18 protein-coding genes and 1 tRNA gene are annotated in these 17623 nt (G+C 60.5%); 7 read left to right on the forward strand and 12 right to left on the reverse strand.

The features are described 5' to 3' along the window. Nucleotides 1–39: 39 nt before the first annotated feature. The 4 genes from AC1DV9_RS09030 (at nucleotide 40) to AC1DV9_RS09045 (ending at nucleotide 3662) form a co-directional block, all read left to right on the forward strand. Nucleotides 40–1260 (forward strand): phosphopentomutase, encoded by a 1221-nt coding sequence (locus AC1DV9_RS09030; protein ID WP_112514366.1) that lies wholly within the window; start codon nucleotides 40–42, stop codon nucleotides 1258–1260. Then, nucleotides 1257–2225 (forward strand): adenosine deaminase, encoded by a 969-nt coding sequence (locus AC1DV9_RS09035; RefSeq protein WP_477947346.1) that lies wholly within the window; start codon nucleotides 1257–1259, stop codon nucleotides 2223–2225. Before AC1DV9_RS09030 ends, AC1DV9_RS09035 begins: the two co-directional genes overlap by 4 nt. Before the next feature lie 107 nt (nucleotides 2226–2332). Beyond that, nucleotides 2333–2962: a uracil phosphoribosyltransferase gene (gene upp, locus AC1DV9_RS09040; RefSeq protein WP_112385089.1), complete on the forward strand. Its 630-nt coding sequence runs from the start codon at nucleotides 2333–2335 to the stop codon at nucleotides 2960–2962. Nucleotides 2963–3089: 127 nt separating this feature from the next. Then, nucleotides 3090–3662: a TIGR02281 family clan AA aspartic protease gene (locus AC1DV9_RS09045; RefSeq protein ID WP_112540000.1), complete on the forward strand. Its 573-nt coding sequence runs from the start codon at nucleotides 3090–3092 to the stop codon at nucleotides 3660–3662. Here the strand turns inward: AC1DV9_RS09045 and deoA are convergent, their stop codons facing one another. From deoA to AC1DV9_RS09090, 9 genes are all read right to left on the reverse strand, one after another. Beyond that, nucleotides 3663–4970: a thymidine phosphorylase gene (gene deoA / locus AC1DV9_RS09050; protein WP_477947347.1), complete on the reverse strand. Its 1308-nt coding sequence runs from the start codon at nucleotides 4968–4970 to the stop codon at nucleotides 3663–3665. A gap of 2 nt (nucleotides 4971–4972) precedes the next feature. Continuing rightward, on the reverse strand, nucleotides 4973–5746 hold the full coding sequence (gene deoC / locus AC1DV9_RS09055; protein ID WP_477947348.1) for a deoxyribose-phosphate aldolase: 774 nt from the start codon (nucleotides 5744–5746) through the stop codon (nucleotides 4973–4975). Continuing rightward, nucleotides 5739–6548, reverse strand: a complete 810-nt coding sequence (locus AC1DV9_RS09060; protein ID WP_477947350.1) for a purine-nucleoside phosphorylase — start codon at nucleotides 6546–6548, stop codon at nucleotides 5739–5741. Before AC1DV9_RS09060 ends, deoC begins: the two co-directional genes overlap by 8 nt. Next, entirely contained in the window at nucleotides 6545–6934 is a 390-nt protein-coding gene (locus AC1DV9_RS09065) for a cytidine deaminase (RefSeq protein ID WP_477947351.1), read from the reverse strand. Before AC1DV9_RS09065 ends, AC1DV9_RS09060 begins: the two co-directional genes overlap by 4 nt. A gap of 3 nt (nucleotides 6935–6937) precedes the next feature. After that, the gene (locus AC1DV9_RS09070) at nucleotides 6938–7909 is read right to left on the reverse strand and encodes an ABC transporter permease (RefSeq protein ID WP_112385083.1); all 972 of its coding nucleotides are present in this window, start codon (nucleotides 7907–7909) and stop codon (nucleotides 6938–6940) included. Between the two features lie 9 nt (nucleotides 7910–7918). After that, nucleotides 7919–9022, reverse strand: a complete 1104-nt coding sequence (locus tag AC1DV9_RS09075) for an ABC transporter permease (protein ID WP_112385082.1) — start codon at nucleotides 9020–9022, stop codon at nucleotides 7919–7921. Between the two features lie 7 nt (nucleotides 9023–9029). Next, nucleotides 9030–10541 (reverse strand): ABC transporter ATP-binding protein, encoded by a 1512-nt coding sequence (locus AC1DV9_RS09080; protein WP_310293565.1) that lies wholly within the window; start codon nucleotides 10539–10541, stop codon nucleotides 9030–9032. A gap of 71 nt (nucleotides 10542–10612) precedes the next feature. Further along, nucleotides 10613–11605, reverse strand: a complete 993-nt coding sequence (locus AC1DV9_RS09085) for a BMP family lipoprotein (RefSeq protein WP_112385080.1) — start codon at nucleotides 11603–11605, stop codon at nucleotides 10613–10615. Between the two features lie 236 nt (nucleotides 11606–11841). Further along, nucleotides 11842–12159, reverse strand: coding sequence for a hypothetical protein (locus tag AC1DV9_RS09090; protein ID WP_112385376.1), 318 nt, complete (start codon nucleotides 12157–12159; stop codon nucleotides 11842–11844). A gap of 225 nt (nucleotides 12160–12384) precedes the next feature. Between AC1DV9_RS09090 and AC1DV9_RS09095 the strand changes: the two genes are divergently transcribed. Continuing rightward, a tRNA-Ser gene (locus AC1DV9_RS09095) sits at nucleotides 12385–12474 on the forward strand. Between the two features lie 51 nt (nucleotides 12475–12525). Then, a complete protein-coding gene (locus AC1DV9_RS09100) occupies nucleotides 12526–13335 on the forward strand; it encodes a potassium channel family protein (RefSeq protein ID WP_112385079.1) in 810 nt (269 codons plus the stop codon). An 8-nt stretch (nucleotides 13336–13343) separates the two neighbouring features. Here AC1DV9_RS09100 and AC1DV9_RS09105 read toward each other — a convergent pair whose 3' ends face one another. After that, complete coding sequence (locus tag AC1DV9_RS09105; RefSeq protein WP_477947353.1) at nucleotides 13344–14585, reverse strand: DUF763 domain-containing protein; 1242 nt, start codon at nucleotides 14583–14585, stop codon at nucleotides 13344–13346. Between the two features lie 104 nt (nucleotides 14586–14689). After that, nucleotides 14690–15730, reverse strand: coding sequence for a glutamine synthetase beta-grasp domain-containing protein (locus AC1DV9_RS09110; RefSeq protein WP_112385077.1), 1041 nt, complete (start codon nucleotides 15728–15730; stop codon nucleotides 14690–14692). Nucleotides 15731–16121: 391 nt separating this feature from the next. Here AC1DV9_RS09110 and AC1DV9_RS09115 point away from each other — a divergent pair, with 391 nt between their 5' ends. After that, nucleotides 16122–16316 carry a DUF2735 domain-containing protein gene (locus AC1DV9_RS09115; RefSeq protein ID WP_112514244.1) on the forward strand — a complete coding sequence of 65 codons (195 nt, stop codon included), beginning with the start codon at nucleotides 16122–16124 and terminating at the stop codon, nucleotides 16314–16316. Here AC1DV9_RS09115 and pncB read toward each other — a convergent pair. Further along, nucleotides 16313–17617, reverse strand: coding sequence for a nicotinate phosphoribosyltransferase (gene pncB / locus AC1DV9_RS09120; RefSeq protein ID WP_112385075.1), 1305 nt, complete (start codon nucleotides 17615–17617; stop codon nucleotides 16313–16315). The genes AC1DV9_RS09115 and pncB overlap by 4 nt on opposite strands. Between the last annotated feature and the right edge of the window lie 6 nt (nucleotides 17618–17623).

Here is a 17623-nt window from a genome sequence, read left to right on the forward strand (position 1 = left end):
CCATCACGGCCCGCGGGCCGCATAGCGATTGGTTTGATGATGGCACGTGCATTTCTCTTCGTACTTGATTCCTTCGGTGTCGGCGGCGGCCCCGATGCTGCCAGCTATGGTGACGAGGGTGCCGATACGCTCGGCCATATCGCAGAGTTCTGTGCGGCAGGTGCTGCAGATCGCGCCGGTTTACGGTCAGGGCCGCTGCTTCTGCCAAACATGTCGGCGCTCGGTCTGCTCGACATCGCCAAGACCGCCACGGGACGCCTGCCTGCGGGCATGCCGATACCGGAAAAGGTTTATGGTATTCACGGCTGCGCCAACGAAGTCTCCCGCGGCAAGGATACGCCGTCAGGTCATTGGGAAATCGCCGGAACGCCCGTCACTTTCGACTGGGGTTATTTTCCAACAGAGGGCGATGCCTTTCCGCCGCATCTCGTCGAGGCTCTTTGCGCCGCCGCTGATGTGCCCGGCATTCTCGGAAATTGCCACGCGTCCGGCACAGACATCATCGCCCGGTACGGCGAAGAGCATATCCGCAGCGGCAAACCGATCTGCTACACGTCGGCGGATTCCGTGTTTCAGGTTGCCGCGCACGAGAAGTATTTCGGGCTCGAGCGCCTGCTTGGCTTCTGTCGCATCGCGCGGGCTCTGCTCGACAGCTACAATATCGGACGCGTCATCGCCCGCCCATTCATTGGTGAAACCGTCTCTATATTCGAGCGCACCGGCAATCGCCGCGATTTTTCGGTGCCGCCGCCCGAGCCGACGCTGCTCGACCGGCTGGTGAAGGCCGAGCGCAAGGTGCACGCCGTCGGCAAGATCGGCGACATCTTCGCCCACCAAGGCATTTCCCGCGTCATCAAGGCGAATGGCAACGACGCGTTGATGGACGCGTCATTGGCGGCGATGGACGAGGCGAAGGATGGCGATCTGGTCTTCACCAATTTCGTCGATTTCGACATGGTCTATGGTCACCGCCGCGATGTGCCGGGTTATGCCGCAGCGCTCGAGGCTTTCGACGCCCGCCTTCCCGATGTGCATCGCAAGCTGGCGCCCGGCGATCTCGTGATCCTGACGGCCGATCACGGCTGCGATCCGACTTGGCGGGGAACCGACCATACCCGCGAACGCGTGCCGATCCTTGCCTATGGCCCCGGTCTGCGCTCGCGCGATATCGGGATCCGCAGAACATATGCCGATATCGGCGAGACGGTTGCCCGGCATCTCGGTATTGCCGCCGGGCCGCATGGGAGAAGTTTTCTATGACATCGCATTTGAAGAAGGTCGAACTGCACTGCCACCTGGAAGGGGCGGCACCACCGGCGCTGACGCTGGCGCAGGCGCGCAAATACAATATCGATATCTCGCCTTATCTGCGCGACGGCACCTATGTCTGGCATGATTTTGCCAGCTTCCTTGAGTGCTATGACAAGGTCTCCGAGGTCTACAAGACCGAGGAAGACTACGCGCTTCTGACCGAAACCTATCTCGAAGAACTTGCCGGTATCGGCACGATCTATAGCGAGCTGATCGTGTCACCCGATCATGGCAAGCGCATCGGCCTCGGGGCCGACGCTTATATTGCCGGTGTTTGCGAAGGTATCCGGCGGGCGAAAGCCACTCACGGCATCGAGGCACGGCTGATCGTCACCGGCGAGCGCCACTTCGGCCCTGAGAGCGTGATCGGGGCAGCAGAATATGCCGCCAAGGCCAGGAACCCGCTGATTACAGGCTTCAACCTCGCCGGCGAAGAGCGGATGGGCCGCGTTGCGGATTATGCTCGGGCATTCGATATTGCGCGCGATGCCGGTCTTGGCCTGACGATCCATGCCGGTGAAGTCTGCGGCGCCTTCAGCGTCGAGGATGCGCTCAATGATGTGCGCCCTTCGCGGATCGGCCATGGCGTTCGCGCAATCGAGAACCCCGACCTCGTCAAGCGGCTTGCCGATCAAGGCACTGTTCTGGAAGTCTGCCCCGGATCGAACATCGCGCTCAAGGTTTTCCCCGATTTCGCGGCACATCCTCTGCGGAAGCTGAAGGAAGCGGGCGTACGCGTGACCATCAGCTCCGACGATCCGCCGTTCTTTAACACGTCGCTGAAGCGAGAATACGAGCTGGCCTCGGAGGCCTTCGGCTTTAGCGACGGTGAAATCAATGATCTGACCCGGACGGGTATCGAAGCGGCCTTTGTCGATGAGGAGACGCGGCGGGCACTGCTTGCCCGGCTCTGAGCCCGCCGGACTGGGGATCATCCCCTGAAAATCGCCTGCACTCTTGCAGTCCGGGCGATTTCCATGGAAGAAACGTCCGATAACGATAATCAGAGGAAGGCTTGGCCATGGAAGGCGTCACCGTCATCGATCACCCGCTTGTTCAGCACAAACTGACCATCATGCGGCGCAAGGAGACATCGACGGGCAGCTTCCGCCGGTTGCTGCGCGAAATTTCCACCCTGCTCTGCTACGAGGTCACGCGCGATCTCGAGCTGACGATGGAAACCATCGAGACACCGCTGCAGACGATCGAGTCCCCGGTGCTCGAAGGCAAGAAGCTGGTTTTCGCCTCGATCCTGCGCGCCGGCAACGGCCTGCTCGAAGGCATGCTCGACCTGGTGCCCTCGGCCCGCGTCTCGCATATCGGCGTTTATCGCGATCACGAAACGCTGCAGCCGGTCGAGTATTTCTTCAAGGCACCCGAAGACATTTCCGAGCGCCTGATCATCGTCGTCGATCCGATGCTGGCCACCGGCAATTCGGCAATCGCGGCGATCGACAAGCTGAAGGAACGCGGCGCGCGCAACATTCGCTTCCTCTGCCTGCTGGCTGCCCCCGAGGGCCTGAAGAATTTCCGCGACGAGCATCCCGATGTGCCGGTCTTCACCGCTTCGATCGACAGCCATCTCAATGAGCAGGGCTACATCATGCCTGGCCTCGGCGATGCCGGCGACCGCATGTACGGAACGAAGTGATTTCAACGCCGAATTTACCAAATCAGTGCAGAAACAAGGCCCGGACAGTCGATCCGGGCCTTTTGACTTCAGGCGTTAGCAACTTGTCAGCAATTATGGCGTAGCTGCTTGAAGCATGAGGCCTCGCATGATGCGCGGTTTATACAGGAAGGATTTCTGTTTCATGCTCATGCGTACGGTCATTTTCGCGAGCATTGCTGCGGCGCTGGCGACCCAGGTGCCATCGTTGTTTACGGCGACGAGCCCGGAACCCGCGAACCAGCCCATTTCAGCCAATTACGTTTCAGCCGCGCCTGATGCCGCGTCCCCTGCTGCGCCCGCTTACGGCAGCGGCACCATGCGCCTTCCGGCTGACGCGCAGGGCCATTTCAATGGCGACTTCAAGATCAATGGCAAGCCGGTGCAGGGTATGATCGATACAGGCGCCACCTATGTGGCGCTGAACGAGAGCTTGGCGCGCCGCCTCGGCTACGGCGGCAACCAGCTCGATTTCCGCTATGCGGTCAATACTGCCAACGGCCAGACAAAGGCAGCGCATGTGACGCTCGACCGCGTCGAAATCGGCGGCATTCGCGTTCAGGGCGTTGAAGCTTTCGTGCTGAAGGACGATGCGCTGTCCCAGACGCTTGTGGGCATGAGCTTCCTGAAGAAGCTGCAGTCCTACTCGGTCGCCGACGGCTCGCTGAGCCTCAAGCAGTAATCAGACGCGGCCTGAGATGACGGCAGACAGATCCGGTTTGCCGCTGGCTATGCGATAGGTGGCGAGAATACCGGCTGCAGCCTTTGCGGCCGCAGTTTCATCTGCTGCGTGAACTGTAGCGACCGGCTGCCCCTTTTCGACCTGCGTTCCAAGCGGCAGGAGATCGGAGAAGCCGACGCTATGGTCGATCTTGTCCGAAGGGTGCCTGCGCCCCCCACCGAGATCGATGACGGCCATTCCGACGTCTCTGGCGTTGCAGCTGGAGAGCCAGCCGCTTTCGGGCGCCAAGACCGTTTTCCGGACAGCGGCGGCCTTCAGATATTTCGATGGTTTCTCGACGAAGTCAGCTGGGCCGCCGAGCACGCTCACCATGCGCCCAAATATTTCGGCGGCGCGTCCCGAGGAGAGCGCGCTGCGCGCCATTGCCTCGCCTTCCGGCAACGAGGTGGAAACGCCGCTGCTCACCAAGATCTCTGCGGCAAAAGCAAGCACGATCTCTTCCAACCGCGTGCCGGACTTCTTGCCAGCGAGAAAATCGAGGCAATTCCAGATTTCGACGGCATTACCGGCAGCATCGGCCAGAGGCTGGTTCATGTCGGTGATCAGTGCGGATGTCTTGACGCCTGCGCCGTTGGCAACTTCGACCAGCGCGGCGGCGAGGATCATCGCTTCCTCATGATCGGTCATGAAGGCGCCGTTTCCGGTCTTGACGTCGAGCACCAGGGTCTGCAGCCCGGCCGCCAGCTTCTTGGAGAGAATGGACGCGGTGATCAGCGGAACGGAATCGACGGTCGCGGTTACATCGCGCACGGCGTAAAGCTTGCCATCGGCAGGCGCCAGCGATCCGGTCTGGCCGATGATGGCGCACCCGACGTCCTTGACGGCTTTTCGGAACAGGGCTGCATCAGGGGTAATTCCATAGCCGGGAATGGATTCCAGCTTGTCGAGCGTTCCGCCGGTATGGCCGAGACCGCGGCCCGATATCATTGGAACGGCGAGGCCGCAGGCGGCGGCGATCGGTGCCAGCATCAGCGAGACGTTATCGCCGACACCGCCTGTGGAATGCTTGTCGGCGATCGGCCGGTCGATGTCTCTCCAGTCGAGCATATCGCCCGACCGCGCCATGGACAGCGTCAGCGCCACCGTCTCGGCGCGAGACATGCCCTTGAACCAGACGGCCATGGCAAAAGCGCCGATCTGGCCTTCCGATAGACGTCCGGCCGCGAGGGCTGCGATGAACGCCTCGATCTCTTCGGTGGAGAGCGTCTCGCCGTTTCGCTTGCGCCGGATGATCTCCTGCGGAATCATGCTCAGTAGCTCGAGGCCTTGGCGGGCGCCGGCTGCGTACTACCAAGCACCGCCAGGATATCGTCGAGAACGCCAGAAGCGCCGAACCGGAAGGTCGACGGCATCGGCCAGTCCGGCGTCATGATTGTTTCAGCCAGGCTCAGATAGAGTGCTGCGTCGGCGACAGAGCCGATGCCACCGGCAGGCTTGAAACCAACCTTCCGGCCGCTCTGGCGAATGGCGCGAAGCATGATATCGGCAGCCTCGAGGGTAGCGTTGACGGCGACCTTACCGGTCGATGTCTTGATGAAATCCGCCCCGGCCTCGATCGCCAGTTCGGAGGCACGGCGGATCAGTGCGGGATCCTTGATCTCACCCGTCTCGAGGATCACCTTCAGCAGCGCGCTGCCGCATTCGGCACGGATCGCCGCGACCATGTGGGTCACGGCTTCTTCGTTGCCCGCGAGGAACTTCTTATAAGGAATGACCAGATCGATCTCGTCGGCGCCATCGGCGATCGCTTCGCGCGTTTCGGCCGCGACATCGGCAATTTCCATGTCACCCGAAGGGAAATTGACGACCGTTGCGATCCTGACCTTGTGACCCTTGCCGAGTACTGTGCGAGCACGCGCAACGAAACGCGGCCAGATGCAGATCGCAGCGCTATTGCCATAAGGCGTTTGCGCGCGTTCGCAGAGCGCATCGATCTGCGCTTCGGTGCAATCGTCCTTGAGGCTCGTCAGGTCGAGCAGGGAGAGCGCGACAGCCGCCGTCTCCTTGTGCGTATGATTAGTCATTGTTGCTTCCTCCACCCGCGACCATTTCCTTGAGGATGGCTGCGAGACGCGCGCCGCCAACGGGCGCCATGTCTTTCGTTTCGTCATGGCTGAGTTCGGCACCGGTCATGCCGGCCCCATAATTGGTGATTACCGAAGCTGCCGCAACCCTGAGGCCCAACATTCGGGCGATGATCACTTCCGGCACGGTCGACATGCCGACGGCATCGGCACCGAGAATGCGCGCCATGCGGATTTCGGCCGGCGTTTCGAAGCTCGGCCCGGAGAACCACATATAGACGCCCTGCGACAGCGTGATGCCGAGCTTTTCGGCGGCCTTGCGCATCGAGATGGAGAGTTCCGCATCATAGGCATTGGTCATGCCGACGAAGCGGTGATCGCTCTCCTCGCCGATCAGCGGATTCATGCCGGAATAGTTGATGTGGTCGGTGATCTGCATCACCGAACCCGGCGGCATGTCCTCGCGCAGCGAGCCGGCGGAATTGGTCAGAAACAGCGACTGAACGCCGAGCCCCTTCAAGACCTCGATCGGCAGACGCATGGCATTGGCATCGCCCTTCTCATAGAAGTGCACGCGGCCGGACAGCATGATGACGGGGACGCCGCCGAGGCGGCCGGCAACAACCTCCCCTGCATGGCCGGATACGGCGCTCACTGGGAAACCGGGCAGATCCTTGTAGGCAATGCGAACCGGGTCCTCCAGCTCGCCGACGAGCGAACCGAGGCCGGAACCGAGGATGATTCCGTGCCGCGGCAGGAGCCCGCCGAGCTCGCCGGCGAGCAGGTCCGTTGCCGCGTTCATCCGAGTTCGGTCTCGAAGCTGAAGGGCAGAAGCTCCTCCATGGTCATGGTCTTCTTCACGCCTGCTTCGTCACAGAGGTAGATCTTCGTGTCCTTGGAGGCAAATTCCGAGATCTTCTGGCGGCAGCCGCCGCAGGGCGGGCAGAGCGGCAGCTTCTCGGCGATAACGGCCATTTCGACGATCTTCTTGGCGCCGCCCATGATCATGGCGCTGATTGCCGTCGGTTCGGCGCACCAGCCCTGCGGGAAGGACAGGTTCTCGATATTGGCGCCGGTATAGACATTGCCGTCCTCGGCGCGGATCGCCGCGCCGACGGGGAATTTCGAATAGGGGGCGTGGGCGAAGGCCATGGCGCCGCGTGCGGCTTCGAACAAATCGTGGGACATGGTTTAACGTTCCTTCGTATAGGGCACGCCGCCCGCCTTCGGAGGTGTTGCGACACCGATGAAACCGGCCAGCAGCACGCAGGTGAGAATATAGGGCAGTGCCTGGAAAATCTGCACCGGCACTTCGCCGATCAGCGGCACTTCCTTGCCCTGCATGAAGTTTGCCAGCGCATCGAGGAAGCCGAAGAGCAGGCAGGCGAACATGACCGGGACCGGCTTCCACTTGGCGAAGACGAGCGCTGCCAGGGCGATATAGCCCTTACCGGCCGACATGTCCTTGATGAAGGCCGCCGACTGGGCGATGGCCAGATAGGTGCCGGAGAAGCCGCAGAGAATACCGGCGCACATCACGGCGCGGTAGCGCAGCCAGGTGACCGAAATGCCGGCAGTATCGACCGCACCCGGGTTTTCACCGACAGCACGAAGGCGAAGGCCGAAACGCGTGCGGTAGAGGATCCACCAGGACAGCGGCACGGCGACGAAGGCCAGATAGGTCAGGACGTTGTTGCCGGAGATGACATTGGCATAGAGCGGACCGATGACCGGCACTTCGCGCATCGCATCGGCGCCGGGCAGCGTGATCGGCGTGAAACGGGCGTCGCCCGCCAGCTGCGGCGTACGTCCGCCCTGCCCGAACCAGGCCTGACCGAGCACGATGGTGATGCCTGCGACGAAGAAGTTGATGGCGACGCCAGAAATGATCTGGTTGCCGCGATTGGTGATCGAGGCAAAGCCATGGACGAGGCTGAGGGCCACGGAGCAGAGCACGCCCGCAACGAGGCCGAGCCATGCCGAGTCCGTGATATAGGCGACGCAGGCGGCGGCGAAGGCCGAGCCCAGCATCTTGCCTTCGAGGCCGATATCGAAGACACCGGCGCGTTCCGAGAAGAGACCGGCGAGCGCGGTGAAGATCAGCGGGATCGACAGGCGGATCGTCGAGCTGAGAACGCTGATGAAGATGTCATAATAATCCATCGTGCGCCCTCACTTGCCCTTGAACTGCTGATAGATGCGGACCAGCGCCGGGCGGAACATATATTCGAGCGCACCGGCAAACAGGATAACCAGACCCTGGATGACCAGGATCATCTCCCGGGTGATGTTCGGCATCTCGAAGGAGATCCAATCGCCGCCCTGATAGAGGATGCCGAAGAGGATTGCCGCCAGGATGATGCCGACAGGGTGGTTTCGGCCCATCAGCGATACGGCGATACCGACGAAGCCCGCGCCGCCGACGAATTCGACCTGCAGGCGCGCCGAAGCGCCCATCACCGGGTTCAGCGCCATCATGCCTGCCAAGGCACCCGAGAGCAGCATGGCGATCATGACGGTCCGTGCGTAGGGAATACCGGCATAGGCGGCAGCCGTCGGGCTGACGCCGAGCGTGCGCATCTCGAAGCCGAGCTTGGTGCGCCAGATCAGCAGCCAGACCAGCCAGGCAACGACAAGCGCGATAACGAAGGAGACGTTGAACGGGGCCGCGCCGAGCTTGCCGCCGAACATTTCCATGACCCAGCCGAGCTTCGGCAGCTGGCCACCATCGAGGAAAGTGCGGGTTTCAGGCGCCATCTTGCCGGGCACGATCAACACATGCACCAGCAGGTACACCATCAGCGCCGCGCCGATATAGTTGAACATGATGGTGGTGATGACGATGTGGCTGCCGCGCTTGGCCTGCAGATAGGCCGGAATGAAGGCCCATGCGGCACCAAAGATACCGGCGCCGATCACGGCGAGCGGCATCGTCACGTACCAGGGCACGTACTTATCGAGGGCGAGTGCCACCAGCGCACAGCCGAGACCGCCGAGATAGGCCTGTCCTTCGGAGCCGATATTGAAGAGGCCCGCATGGATGGCGACGGCGACAGAAAGACCGGTGAAGATGAAGCTCGTCGCGTAGAACAGCGTGAAGCCGATGCCTTCGCCGCTCCCGAGCGCGCCCTCGATCAGCAGCGACAGCGCGTCGAGCGGGCTCTCGCCGATCAGCCAGACAACGAAGCCGGAGATCAGGAAGGCGACGAGGAGATTCAGGATCGGGATCAGGCCGTAATTGATCCATTTGGGCAGTGGGACTGAAGCAGTGCTCATAAAGGCCTCACGCGGCAATGCCGGCCATCATCAGGCCGAGGGTCTGTTCACCGGCATCGGGCGTCTTTTCGCCGACGACATGGCCGGCAAACATGACAAGGATACGGTCTGAAAGGGAGCGGATTTCATCGAGCTCGACGGAGACGAGCAGGATCGCCTTGCCCGCGTCGCGCATCTCGATGATCCGGCGGTGGATGAACTCGATGGCGCCGATATCGACGCCGCGGGTCGGCTGACCGATGATCAGGGCTGCCGGATCACGCTCGATTTCACGAGCAACGACGATCTTCTGCTGGTTGCCGCCGGAGAAATTCGCGGTCTTCAGCCGCGGGTTCGGCGGGCGGATATCGTATTTCTCTATCTTTTCCATGGCGTCCTTGCGGATCGCATCAAGATCGAGAATCGGACCTTTGCTGTAGGCCGGATTGCGGTGATAGCCGAGGACCGAGTTTTCGTATTCCTCGAACTTCAGAACCAGGCCCATATGATGGCGGTCTTCAGGAATATGGGCGAGACCGAGTTCGCGCAGACGCGCCGGATCTGCCTTTTCGATCGACTGGCCATCGAGCAGGATTTCTCCCGAGGCGGGCTTGCGGATACCGGCGATCGCTTCCAGCAGCTCCGACTGGCCGTTGCCGGCAACGCCGGCAATGCCGACGATTTCTCCGGCGCGGACGTCGAAGGAGACGTTATCGACCATGGTCACGCCGCGGTTGTCTTTCACCGTCAGGTTCTTGACCGACAGGATGACCTTGCCCGGATTGGCCTCGCCCTTCTGGACGCGCAGCAGGACACGGCGGCCGACCATCAGCTCGGCGAGTTCCTCGACCGTCGTTTCCGAGGTCTTACGGGTCGCCACCATCTCGCCGCGGCGCATGACCGACACCGTATCGGTAATCGCCATGATCTCGCGCAGCTTATGGGTGATGAGAATAACAGTCTTGCCCTGGTCGCGCAGCACCTTGAGGATGCGGAAAAGGTGATCGGCCTCGGCAGGCGTCAACACGCCCGTCGGCTCGTCGAGAATCAGGATCTCGGCGCCTCTATACATCGCTTTCAGGATTTCGACGCGCTGCTGCAGGCCGACGGGAAGCTGCTCGATCAGCGCATCCGGGTTGACCTCCAGGCCGTATTCCTTTTCCAGCCGCTTCAGCTCGGCGCGCGCCGCAGCAACGCCACGGGCGAGCAGCGCTCCGCCTTCAGCGCCGAGCATGATGTTCTCGAGCACCGTGAAATTATCGACCAGCATGAAGTGCTGGTGCACCATGCCGATACCCGCCGCGATCGCCGTCTGGCTATCGCGGATCGAAATCGGCGTGCCATTGACGCGGATTTCACCGGCGTCGGCATGATAGAAACCATAGATAATCGACATCAATGTCGACTTACCGGCACCGTTTTCGCCGATGATGCCATGGATAGACCCCTTGGCAACGGTAAGATTGATGTCCTTGTTCGCGTGGACGGCACCGAATTTCTTATCGATGCCCACGAGTTCGATTGCGGGCGTGTCTGTCACAGCAGGCTCCAAATAAGAAAAGGGCGTATGGCGGTAAAATCAACACGCCATACGCCCATCTCAATCGCGGATCACTTCGGGCAAGCGTTGTCCGTGGTGTAGTCGTGAACCTTGATGGTTCCTGCGATGATGTCAGCCTTTGCCTTGTCGACAGCAGCCTGCATTTCCGGGGTGATCAACGCCTTGTTGTTGTCGTCGATCGCAGCCGCAACGCCGTCTTCCTTGACGCCGAGAGCCTGAACGCCACCGGTGAACTTGTCAGCCTTGGTGTCGGCATAAGCGTTGTAGACGGCGAGGTCGACGCGCTTGACCATCGAGGTCAGGACGGAGCCCGGATGCAGGTAGTTCTGGTTGGAATCGACGCCGATCGACAGCTTCTTGTTGTCGGCAGCGGTCTGGAGAACGCCGAGACCGGTTGCACCGGCTGCCGCGTAAACAACGTCAGCGCCCTGGTCGATCTGGTTCTTGGTGAGCTCGCCGCCGCGAACCGGGTCGTTCCATGCAGCACCGGTGGTGCCGGTCATGTTCTGGAACACTTCGACGTCAGCCTTGACCGAGCGCGCGCCCTGCTCATAGCCGCATTCGAACTTGCGGATCAGCGGGATGTCCATGCCGCCAACGAAGCCGACCTTGCCGGTCTTCGATGCCAAGCCGGCGAGAACGCCAACGAGGAAGGAGCCTTCTTCTTCCTTGTAGACGACCGAACGGACGTTCGGCTTGTCGACGACGGCGTCAACGATGATGAACTTGGTGTCCGGGAATTCTGCAGCGACCTTTTCGATTGCCGAGGTCCAGGCGAAGGAAACGGCGACAACCGGGTTGAAGCCACGGCTCGCGAAGTTGCGGATTGCCTGCTCGCCCTGCGTATCACCTGTTGGTTCGAAGTCGCGGTAAGCGATACCGGTTTCCTTCTTGAACTTCTCAGCGCCATTGTAGGCAGCTTCGTTGAAGGACTTGTCGAACTTTCCGCCGGTGCCGTAAACCAGAGCCGGCTTGACGTCGGCGGCGAGCGCCGTCGTGGACATCGCGGCCACGGCCAAAAGCGAAAGGAGGGTTTTTTTCATGAGTTGCAGCCCTGTTGTTGCTATTTGTTTGGGGTCCTCCCGCAAGCCTTCTTCGAGGCATGTCTGCGGAACCACCGGCCTCCCCCCGGAGACCTGGCTTCGCGCATCCTTGCATGGCTGAATGAAAATTTCACGAGAAATTTTTCGGGTGGTAAAAATTTGCCGGGGATGCCGAAAAACAGTTCAATCAGGCTGATTTCTGCGCAAAAGCCGCCAACAAACTGCTTTTTCGGTGATCAGGCCGTGAACCGGCCTGCAACCGGGGGCTTCTTATATCCGACCATCCAGAGCAGCAGCGCCAGCACCAGAAACACGCCGAAAGCGGGCTGCAACATCAGCCACTGGAAAATGAAGGTGTAGAAGCGCGGATGAACATAATAGGCGATCGACGATTGCAGCGCCACCAGCGAAGCGGGGCTGACATCCTGCCAGGCATCCCCCATGGGCGTCATCACCACAGCTGAGGCCGCGACCGACTGGATGGAATCGATGGTTCCCGCGATCACCGCAACGGCAAGCGCGACAAGACTACTCAAACGCAACAAGAAACGCATAAAACCCTCCGGCGCACTCATGCCGAAAACCCCGGCCAGCCACGCCATTTTCCACCCTCAGAAGCAGGATAAATCCGAGCCTTCTAAAGTGCAATGGATGACGCGAGCGGAGTTTTATCCGAAGAAGTCAAAAAACTGTTAGATTTAGGTTGATCCCCGAAAATTCATCGGTATATATCGCGCCGTTCCAACGATTTGTGTTTGACGATGCAGATCGAAATAGCAGGACAGGTGGCCGAGTGGTTTAAGGCGCACGCCTGGAACGCGTGTGTGCGTGAAAGCGTACCGTGGGTTCGAATCCCACCTTGTCCGCCATTTTCCTTTTCGTTTCCTCGACGTGTGCTTGAAGCAGGTGCCGCGCCGCATATGTTCCTGCGGATGAATGACGGGACGCTACCGCCTGAGACATCAGGGCTTACCAGCCTTCGCCAGAGACTGCGCGTGCTCTATCTGGGGCGCGAAGAGAAGGCGATCACGTTTCAGGCCGTTCTGGCTGTCGTCGATCTCGCAATTCTTGCCTTCTTCGTTCTTGGTCCTTATCTGCGCTCGGGCCCATCCTATCTGATCATCGACTACTCGATTGCCGTCTGGATCGGGCTCGAGCTTTGTGCGCGGGCGCTGATCGAACGCAATCTCGGCGACTGGCTGAAGAGGCCGATTACCTGGATCGACATATTCGTGCTGCTGACGCTGCTGTTGCCGGAGTTGCTGTTCAACTTCGCCTTCCTGCGGGCAATCCGCATCTGGACGATCGGCCAGAGCGCGCTTCTCAAAGTTCTGCTTCGCTATTGCGGTTTGAGGCATCTGGAAGATGTGATGCGGGCGTCGATCAACGTCATCGTCTTTCTGTTTCTCGTCACGGGCTTTGTCTACACGTTCTTTTTCCGCGGCCTTCCCGGCATCACTGGCCTCGTGGACGCTCTTTATTTTACGGTTGCGACAGTGACGACAACGGGTTTCGGGGACATCACCCTGCCGGGAACACTCGGCAAGCTGACGTCGATCGTGACGATGATCATCGGCATCTCTCTGTTCGTGCGCCTGGCTCAGGCCGTCGTACGTCCGTTCAAAGTGACGTTTCCCTGCCCGCAATGCGGGTTGCAGCGCCATGATGCGGATGCAGTGCATTGCAAGGCCTGCGGCCATATCCTGAACATTCCCGATGAAGGGGCATGAGAGGCAGATTACCTCTCCTCCCCCTCCCAGCCGAACACGCTGCGGCCGATCCATTCCGGCGAGTTCCTGAATTCTCCGGCAACGATCTCCTTGAGATCGGGTCCGGTCACGTAGCGCTCCAGCTGGCGGGACTGGTCGTCAAGCCGCTTGAGGGCCTCAAGCTCTTCCTCGCGACCGAGGCGGCCCTTGTGAACCGCCGATTTCATGACCTTGATCGTTTCGTCATAGACCTTCAGCGGCACCGGGAACGGATGCCGGTCCTTGCCGCCGTGGGCGATCGAGAAGCGGGCGGGGTCTGAAAAGCGGTAGGGAGCCCCGTGCACCACTTCGGCGACCATGGCGAGCGCCTGGACGGTGCGGGCGCCGACGCCGGGAACGAGGAGAAGCTGCTCGAAATCTTCAGGGCCACGATCGGCGGCGGCAGCCAGATTGCCGTGCAGCCGCTTCATGTTGACGTCCTTTTCGCGGACATCGTGATGCGCGGGCATGATCAGGTGCGGTAAGAGCATCTGGTCGGGCAACGGGGTAGGCTTTGCCGGGCTGAACGCCAGCGCGACGGCTTCGCGGACGATTCGGTCGGGGCCGAGCGTTGCGAGGAGATCGAGCTGTCCGGCACGCGAGCGTTCCGCCCGCTTGTCGGCGAGATTGACGATATTGCCCTGGCTGCGGCCCTCGATCGCCGCGTGCGGCGAGTTGACGAAGCTTTCCAGCCCCTCGGATAGCCAGTGATAGCGGCGGGCCTGCCTGTTGTCGCCGTTCATGCCCTGCTGAACGACCACCCACTTGCCGTCGTCGGCGACGATGAAGCCGTGCAGATAGAGATCGAAACCATCCTGCAGGGCAGCGCTATCGACCTTGGCGACAAGGCGGCTTGTCCGCGCCAGCGAGATCCCGTCGATACCGACGCGATTGCCGATCGCGGCAAGCTCATCCGGTGTGCGCCGCGATTGCGCGCCACGACCGCCGCAGACATGCAGGCCGAGCTCACCGGAGAGCGGCGTCAGCCCGCGTTTCAGCGCGCCGAGCACACTGGTGGTGATGCCAGACGAATGCCAGTCCATGCCCATGACGGCGCCGAAGGACTGGAACCAGAAAGGATGTGCGAGGCGGCGCAGGAATTCATCGCGCCCGTAGTGATGCACGATCGCCTCGGTGATCACCGCACCGAGCTTCGTCATCCGGTCACCCAGCCATTTGGGAACCCTGCCGCCATGCAGGGGAAGATCGGCGCTGCCTGCTCTTTGAGCCATGGAAGCAATTATAGCTGCGTCGCGCAGCCGAAGGAAACCGATCCTTCAAAAAGAAAACGCCGGCTGCAAGCAGCCGGCGCCCTTGGGAGGAAAACCTCTTTGGATTATGCAGCAGCCGAAGCGTAGCTTTCGGTCGGCACTTCCGAAATCGTCTTAAGAACCTGGGAGGCGATCTGGTAAGGGCAGCCCTGCGAGTTCGGGCGGCGATCTTCCAGGTAGCCCTTGTAGTCGTTCTTGACGAAGGAGTGCGGCACGCGGATCGATGCGCCACGGTCAGCAACGCCGTAGGAGAACTTGTTCCACGGAGCAGTTTCGTGCTTGCCGGTCAGGCGCTTGTCGTTGTCCGGACCGTAGACGGCGATATGAGCTTCAAGGTTCTTTTCGAACTGACCCATCAGAGCCTCGAAATAGGCCTTGCCGCCAACTTCGCGCATGAACTTGGTCGAGAAGTTGCAATGCATGCCCGAGCCGTTCCAGTCGGTGTCGCCGAGCGGCTTGCAGTGATATTCGATATCGATGCCGTACTGTTCAGTCAGGCGCTGCAGCAGGTAGCGAGCCATCCAGATCTGGTCGGCAGCGCGCTTGGAGCCCTTGCCGAAAATCTGGAACTCCCACTGGCCCTTGGCGACTTCAGCGTTGATGCCCTCGTGGTTGATGCCGGCAGCAAGGCACTGGTCCAGATGCTCTTCGACGATTTCGCGAGCGACCGGGCCAACGTTGGACGAGCCGACGCCACAGTAATACGGACCCTGCGGAGCCGGGTAACCCTGTTCCGGGAAGCCGAGCGGACGGCCGTTTTCGTAGAAGAAATATTCCTGCTCGAAACCGAACCACGCATCTTCGTCGTCGAGAATGGTTGCGCGGCTGTTGGAAGGATGCGGGGTGACGCCATCAGGCATCATGACTTCGCACATGACGAGGACGCCGTTGGTACGGGCCGGGTCAGGATAAATAGCGACCGGCTTCAGCACGCAATCCGAGCTGCGGCCTTCAGCCTGCATCGTCGAGGAGCCATCGAAGCCCCAGAGCGGAAGCTGTTCCAGGGTCGGAAATTCAGCAAATTCCTTGACCTGCGTCTTGCCGCGCAGATTCGGTACCGGAGTGTACCCATCGAGCCAGATGTACTCGAGCTTATACTTTGTCATTGGCCAGTCTCTCAAACGTGTGCGTGTCACAAATCCTGAGGGTGCGTTTCACCAGCGGATGCACAGTACCAAGCACGTGGCGTGCCAGTTTGGCGGACGCGCCTGAGGGTGCGTCAAAACGCGCAGGCAGGGAGACCGCGGCGCAAGGCGTTAACTTTCAATAAAAGCTTGGGGTTAGACGGGAACCGGGCCGATAACGGCGCGTTTTTCTTTTGAAAGTGCAAACGCCTGAAAAAGATGCAGGAGCACCATCGTATTTCGCGCACTTTATCAATCGCTTACGAAGAGCACAGCAATTGGCGCTATTTTGTGCAATTTGCATAATTCATGTGCAATCTGCTATTGTGACGGTCCGACTAAACGCGAATGTCGATAAGGGAAGGCAAATAGGATGCCGACAAACGTTCATGGCGAAACCGCCAAGATCTACCAGTTTCCGGTGAAATTGCGCCGCGCCGGCGAACGCTTCGGCGCCCGCCAGCCGCTGGATATCGATCCGGATATTTGCGATGCCGCTTTTGACAGCTGGTATCATCAGGATGCGATCCGCGAGGACGAAGAGAATAACCGCAAGCCGCAAGCTTAAACGAAAACTGCCTGATCAACGCGATCTTCGCTTCCGAAGATCTTCAGATACCGCTCAACCTCACCCGGTTCACCGGTGGCTTTTTGAGGATTGTCGGACAGTTTGACGGCCGGCCGACCATTCGCGTCGCTGACCTTGCAGACAATCGAGATCGGATCGAGGCCGGACATATCGATGGGCGCGCAGCCCACGAAATCGTTGGTGAGGTTCGTCCCCCAACCGAAGCTCATGCGAACACGGCCCTCGAAATGCTTGTAGGTGTCGATAATCGCATCGACATCCATGCCATCCGAAAAAATCAGAAGCTTCTGGCGCGGATCGCGGCCCATCTTCTTCCACCATTCGATGATCTTCTCGCCGCCTTCGACCGGCGGCGCGCTGTCCGGGCGGAAACCCGTCCAGTCGGCAACCCATTCCGGCGCATCACGCAGGAAAGCGGCAGTGCCGAAGGCATCCGGCAGAACAATCAGAAGATTGCCGCCATAGAGCCGGTTCCAATCGCGCAGAACCTTGTAGGGCGCCTTGCGCAGGTCGTCGTCGGTCTCCGCGAGGGCGGCGGCGACCATCGGCAGCTCATGAGCATTCGTACCGACGGCTTCGAGGTCGGAGTCCATGGCAAGCAGCACGTTGCTGGTGCCCGTGAAAGCCGGGCCGATGCCTTCCTTCAGCGCTTCAACGCACCAGCGCTGCCACAGGAAGCTGTGACGGCGGCGCGTGCCGAAGTCCGAGATGCGCAAGCCGGGCAACTCCTTCAGGCGCTCGACCTTCGACCACATCCGCGCCTTGGCGCGAGCATAGAGAACATCCAGAGTAAACGGTCCGAGCGCCTTCATCGCCGAGCGCGACCGCAGCTCGTTGATGATGGCGAGCGCCGGTATTTCCCACATCGTGGTTTCCTTCCACGAGCCGTGGAAATCCAGGACGTACTGGCCGTCTTTCTTCGACAGTTCATATTCCGGCAGCTGGAAATGCGAGAACCAGGCGAGGAATTCAGGCTCGAAGATCTGGGCGCGGCCATAGAAGCTGTTACCGGCGAGCCAGATCATCTCCTTCTTGGAGAGGCGCAGCGTGCGTGCGTGATCCAGCTGCTCGCGCAGTTCGCCCTCGTCGATCTCTTCGGCGAGATGCACGCGTTTGGTGCGGTTGATCAGCGTGAAGGTCGCATTCACATCCGGATAGAGCTTCCAGATCATCTGCAGCATCAGAAGCTTGTAGAAGTCCGTGTCAATGAGACTGCGGACAATGGGGTCCAGCTTCCAGGCGTGGTTATAAACCCGTCTTGCGATATCGGTCTTGGCCATGCTCCA

Source organism: Rhizobium sp. 01L410 (genome assembly GCF_056400165.1).

Bases quoted from the DNA above. Each gene is read 5' to 3' on its own strand.
- AC1DV9_RS09030 (WP_112514366.1), top strand. From the start codon at position 40: ATGGCACGTGCATTTCTCTTCGTACTTGATTCCTTCGGTGTCGGCGGC.
- AC1DV9_RS09035 (WP_477947346.1), top strand. From the start codon at position 1,257: ATGACATCGCATTTGAAGAAGGTCGAACTGCACTGCCACCTGGAAGGG.
- upp (WP_112385089.1), top strand. From the start codon at position 2,333: ATGGAAGGCGTCACCGTCATCGATCACCCGCTTGTTCAGCACAAACTG.
- AC1DV9_RS09045 (WP_112540000.1), top strand. From the start codon at position 3,090: ATGATGCGCGGTTTATACAGGAAGGATTTCTGTTTCATGCTCATGCGT.
- deoA (WP_477947347.1), bottom strand. From the start codon at position 4,970: ATGATTCCGCAGGAGATCATCCGGCGCAAGCGAAACGGCGAGACGCTC.
- deoC (WP_477947348.1), bottom strand. From the start codon at position 5,746: ATGACTAATCATACGCACAAGGAGACGGCGGCTGTCGCGCTCTCCCTG.
- AC1DV9_RS09060 (WP_477947350.1), bottom strand. From the start codon at position 6,548: ATGAACGCGGCAACGGACCTGCTCGCCGGCGAGCTCGGCGGGCTCCTG.
- AC1DV9_RS09065 (WP_477947351.1), bottom strand. From the start codon at position 6,934: ATGTCCCACGATTTGTTCGAAGCCGCACGCGGCGCCATGGCCTTCGCC.
- AC1DV9_RS09070 (WP_112385083.1), bottom strand. From the start codon at position 7,909: ATGGATTATTATGACATCTTCATCAGCGTTCTCAGCTCGACGATCCGC.
- AC1DV9_RS09075 (WP_112385082.1), bottom strand. From the start codon at position 9,022: ATGAGCACTGCTTCAGTCCCACTGCCCAAATGGATCAATTACGGCCTG.
- AC1DV9_RS09085 (WP_112385080.1), bottom strand. From the start codon at position 11,605: ATGAAAAAAACCCTCCTTTCGCTTTTGGCCGTGGCCGCGATGTCCACG.
- AC1DV9_RS09090 (WP_112385376.1), bottom strand. From the start codon at position 12,159: ATGCGTTTCTTGTTGCGTTTGAGTAGTCTTGTCGCGCTTGCCGTTGCG.
- AC1DV9_RS09100 (WP_112385079.1), top strand. From the start codon at position 12,526: ATGTTCCTGCGGATGAATGACGGGACGCTACCGCCTGAGACATCAGGG.
- AC1DV9_RS09105 (WP_477947353.1), bottom strand. From the start codon at position 14,585: ATGGCTCAAAGAGCAGGCAGCGCCGATCTTCCCCTGCATGGCGGCAGG.
- AC1DV9_RS09110 (WP_112385077.1), bottom strand. From the start codon at position 15,730: ATGACAAAGTATAAGCTCGAGTACATCTGGCTCGATGGGTACACTCCG.
- AC1DV9_RS09115 (WP_112514244.1), top strand. From the start codon at position 16,122: ATGCCGACAAACGTTCATGGCGAAACCGCCAAGATCTACCAGTTTCCG.
- pncB (WP_112385075.1), bottom strand. From the start codon at position 17,617: ATGGCCAAGACCGATATCGCAAGACGGGTTTATAACCACGCCTGGAAG.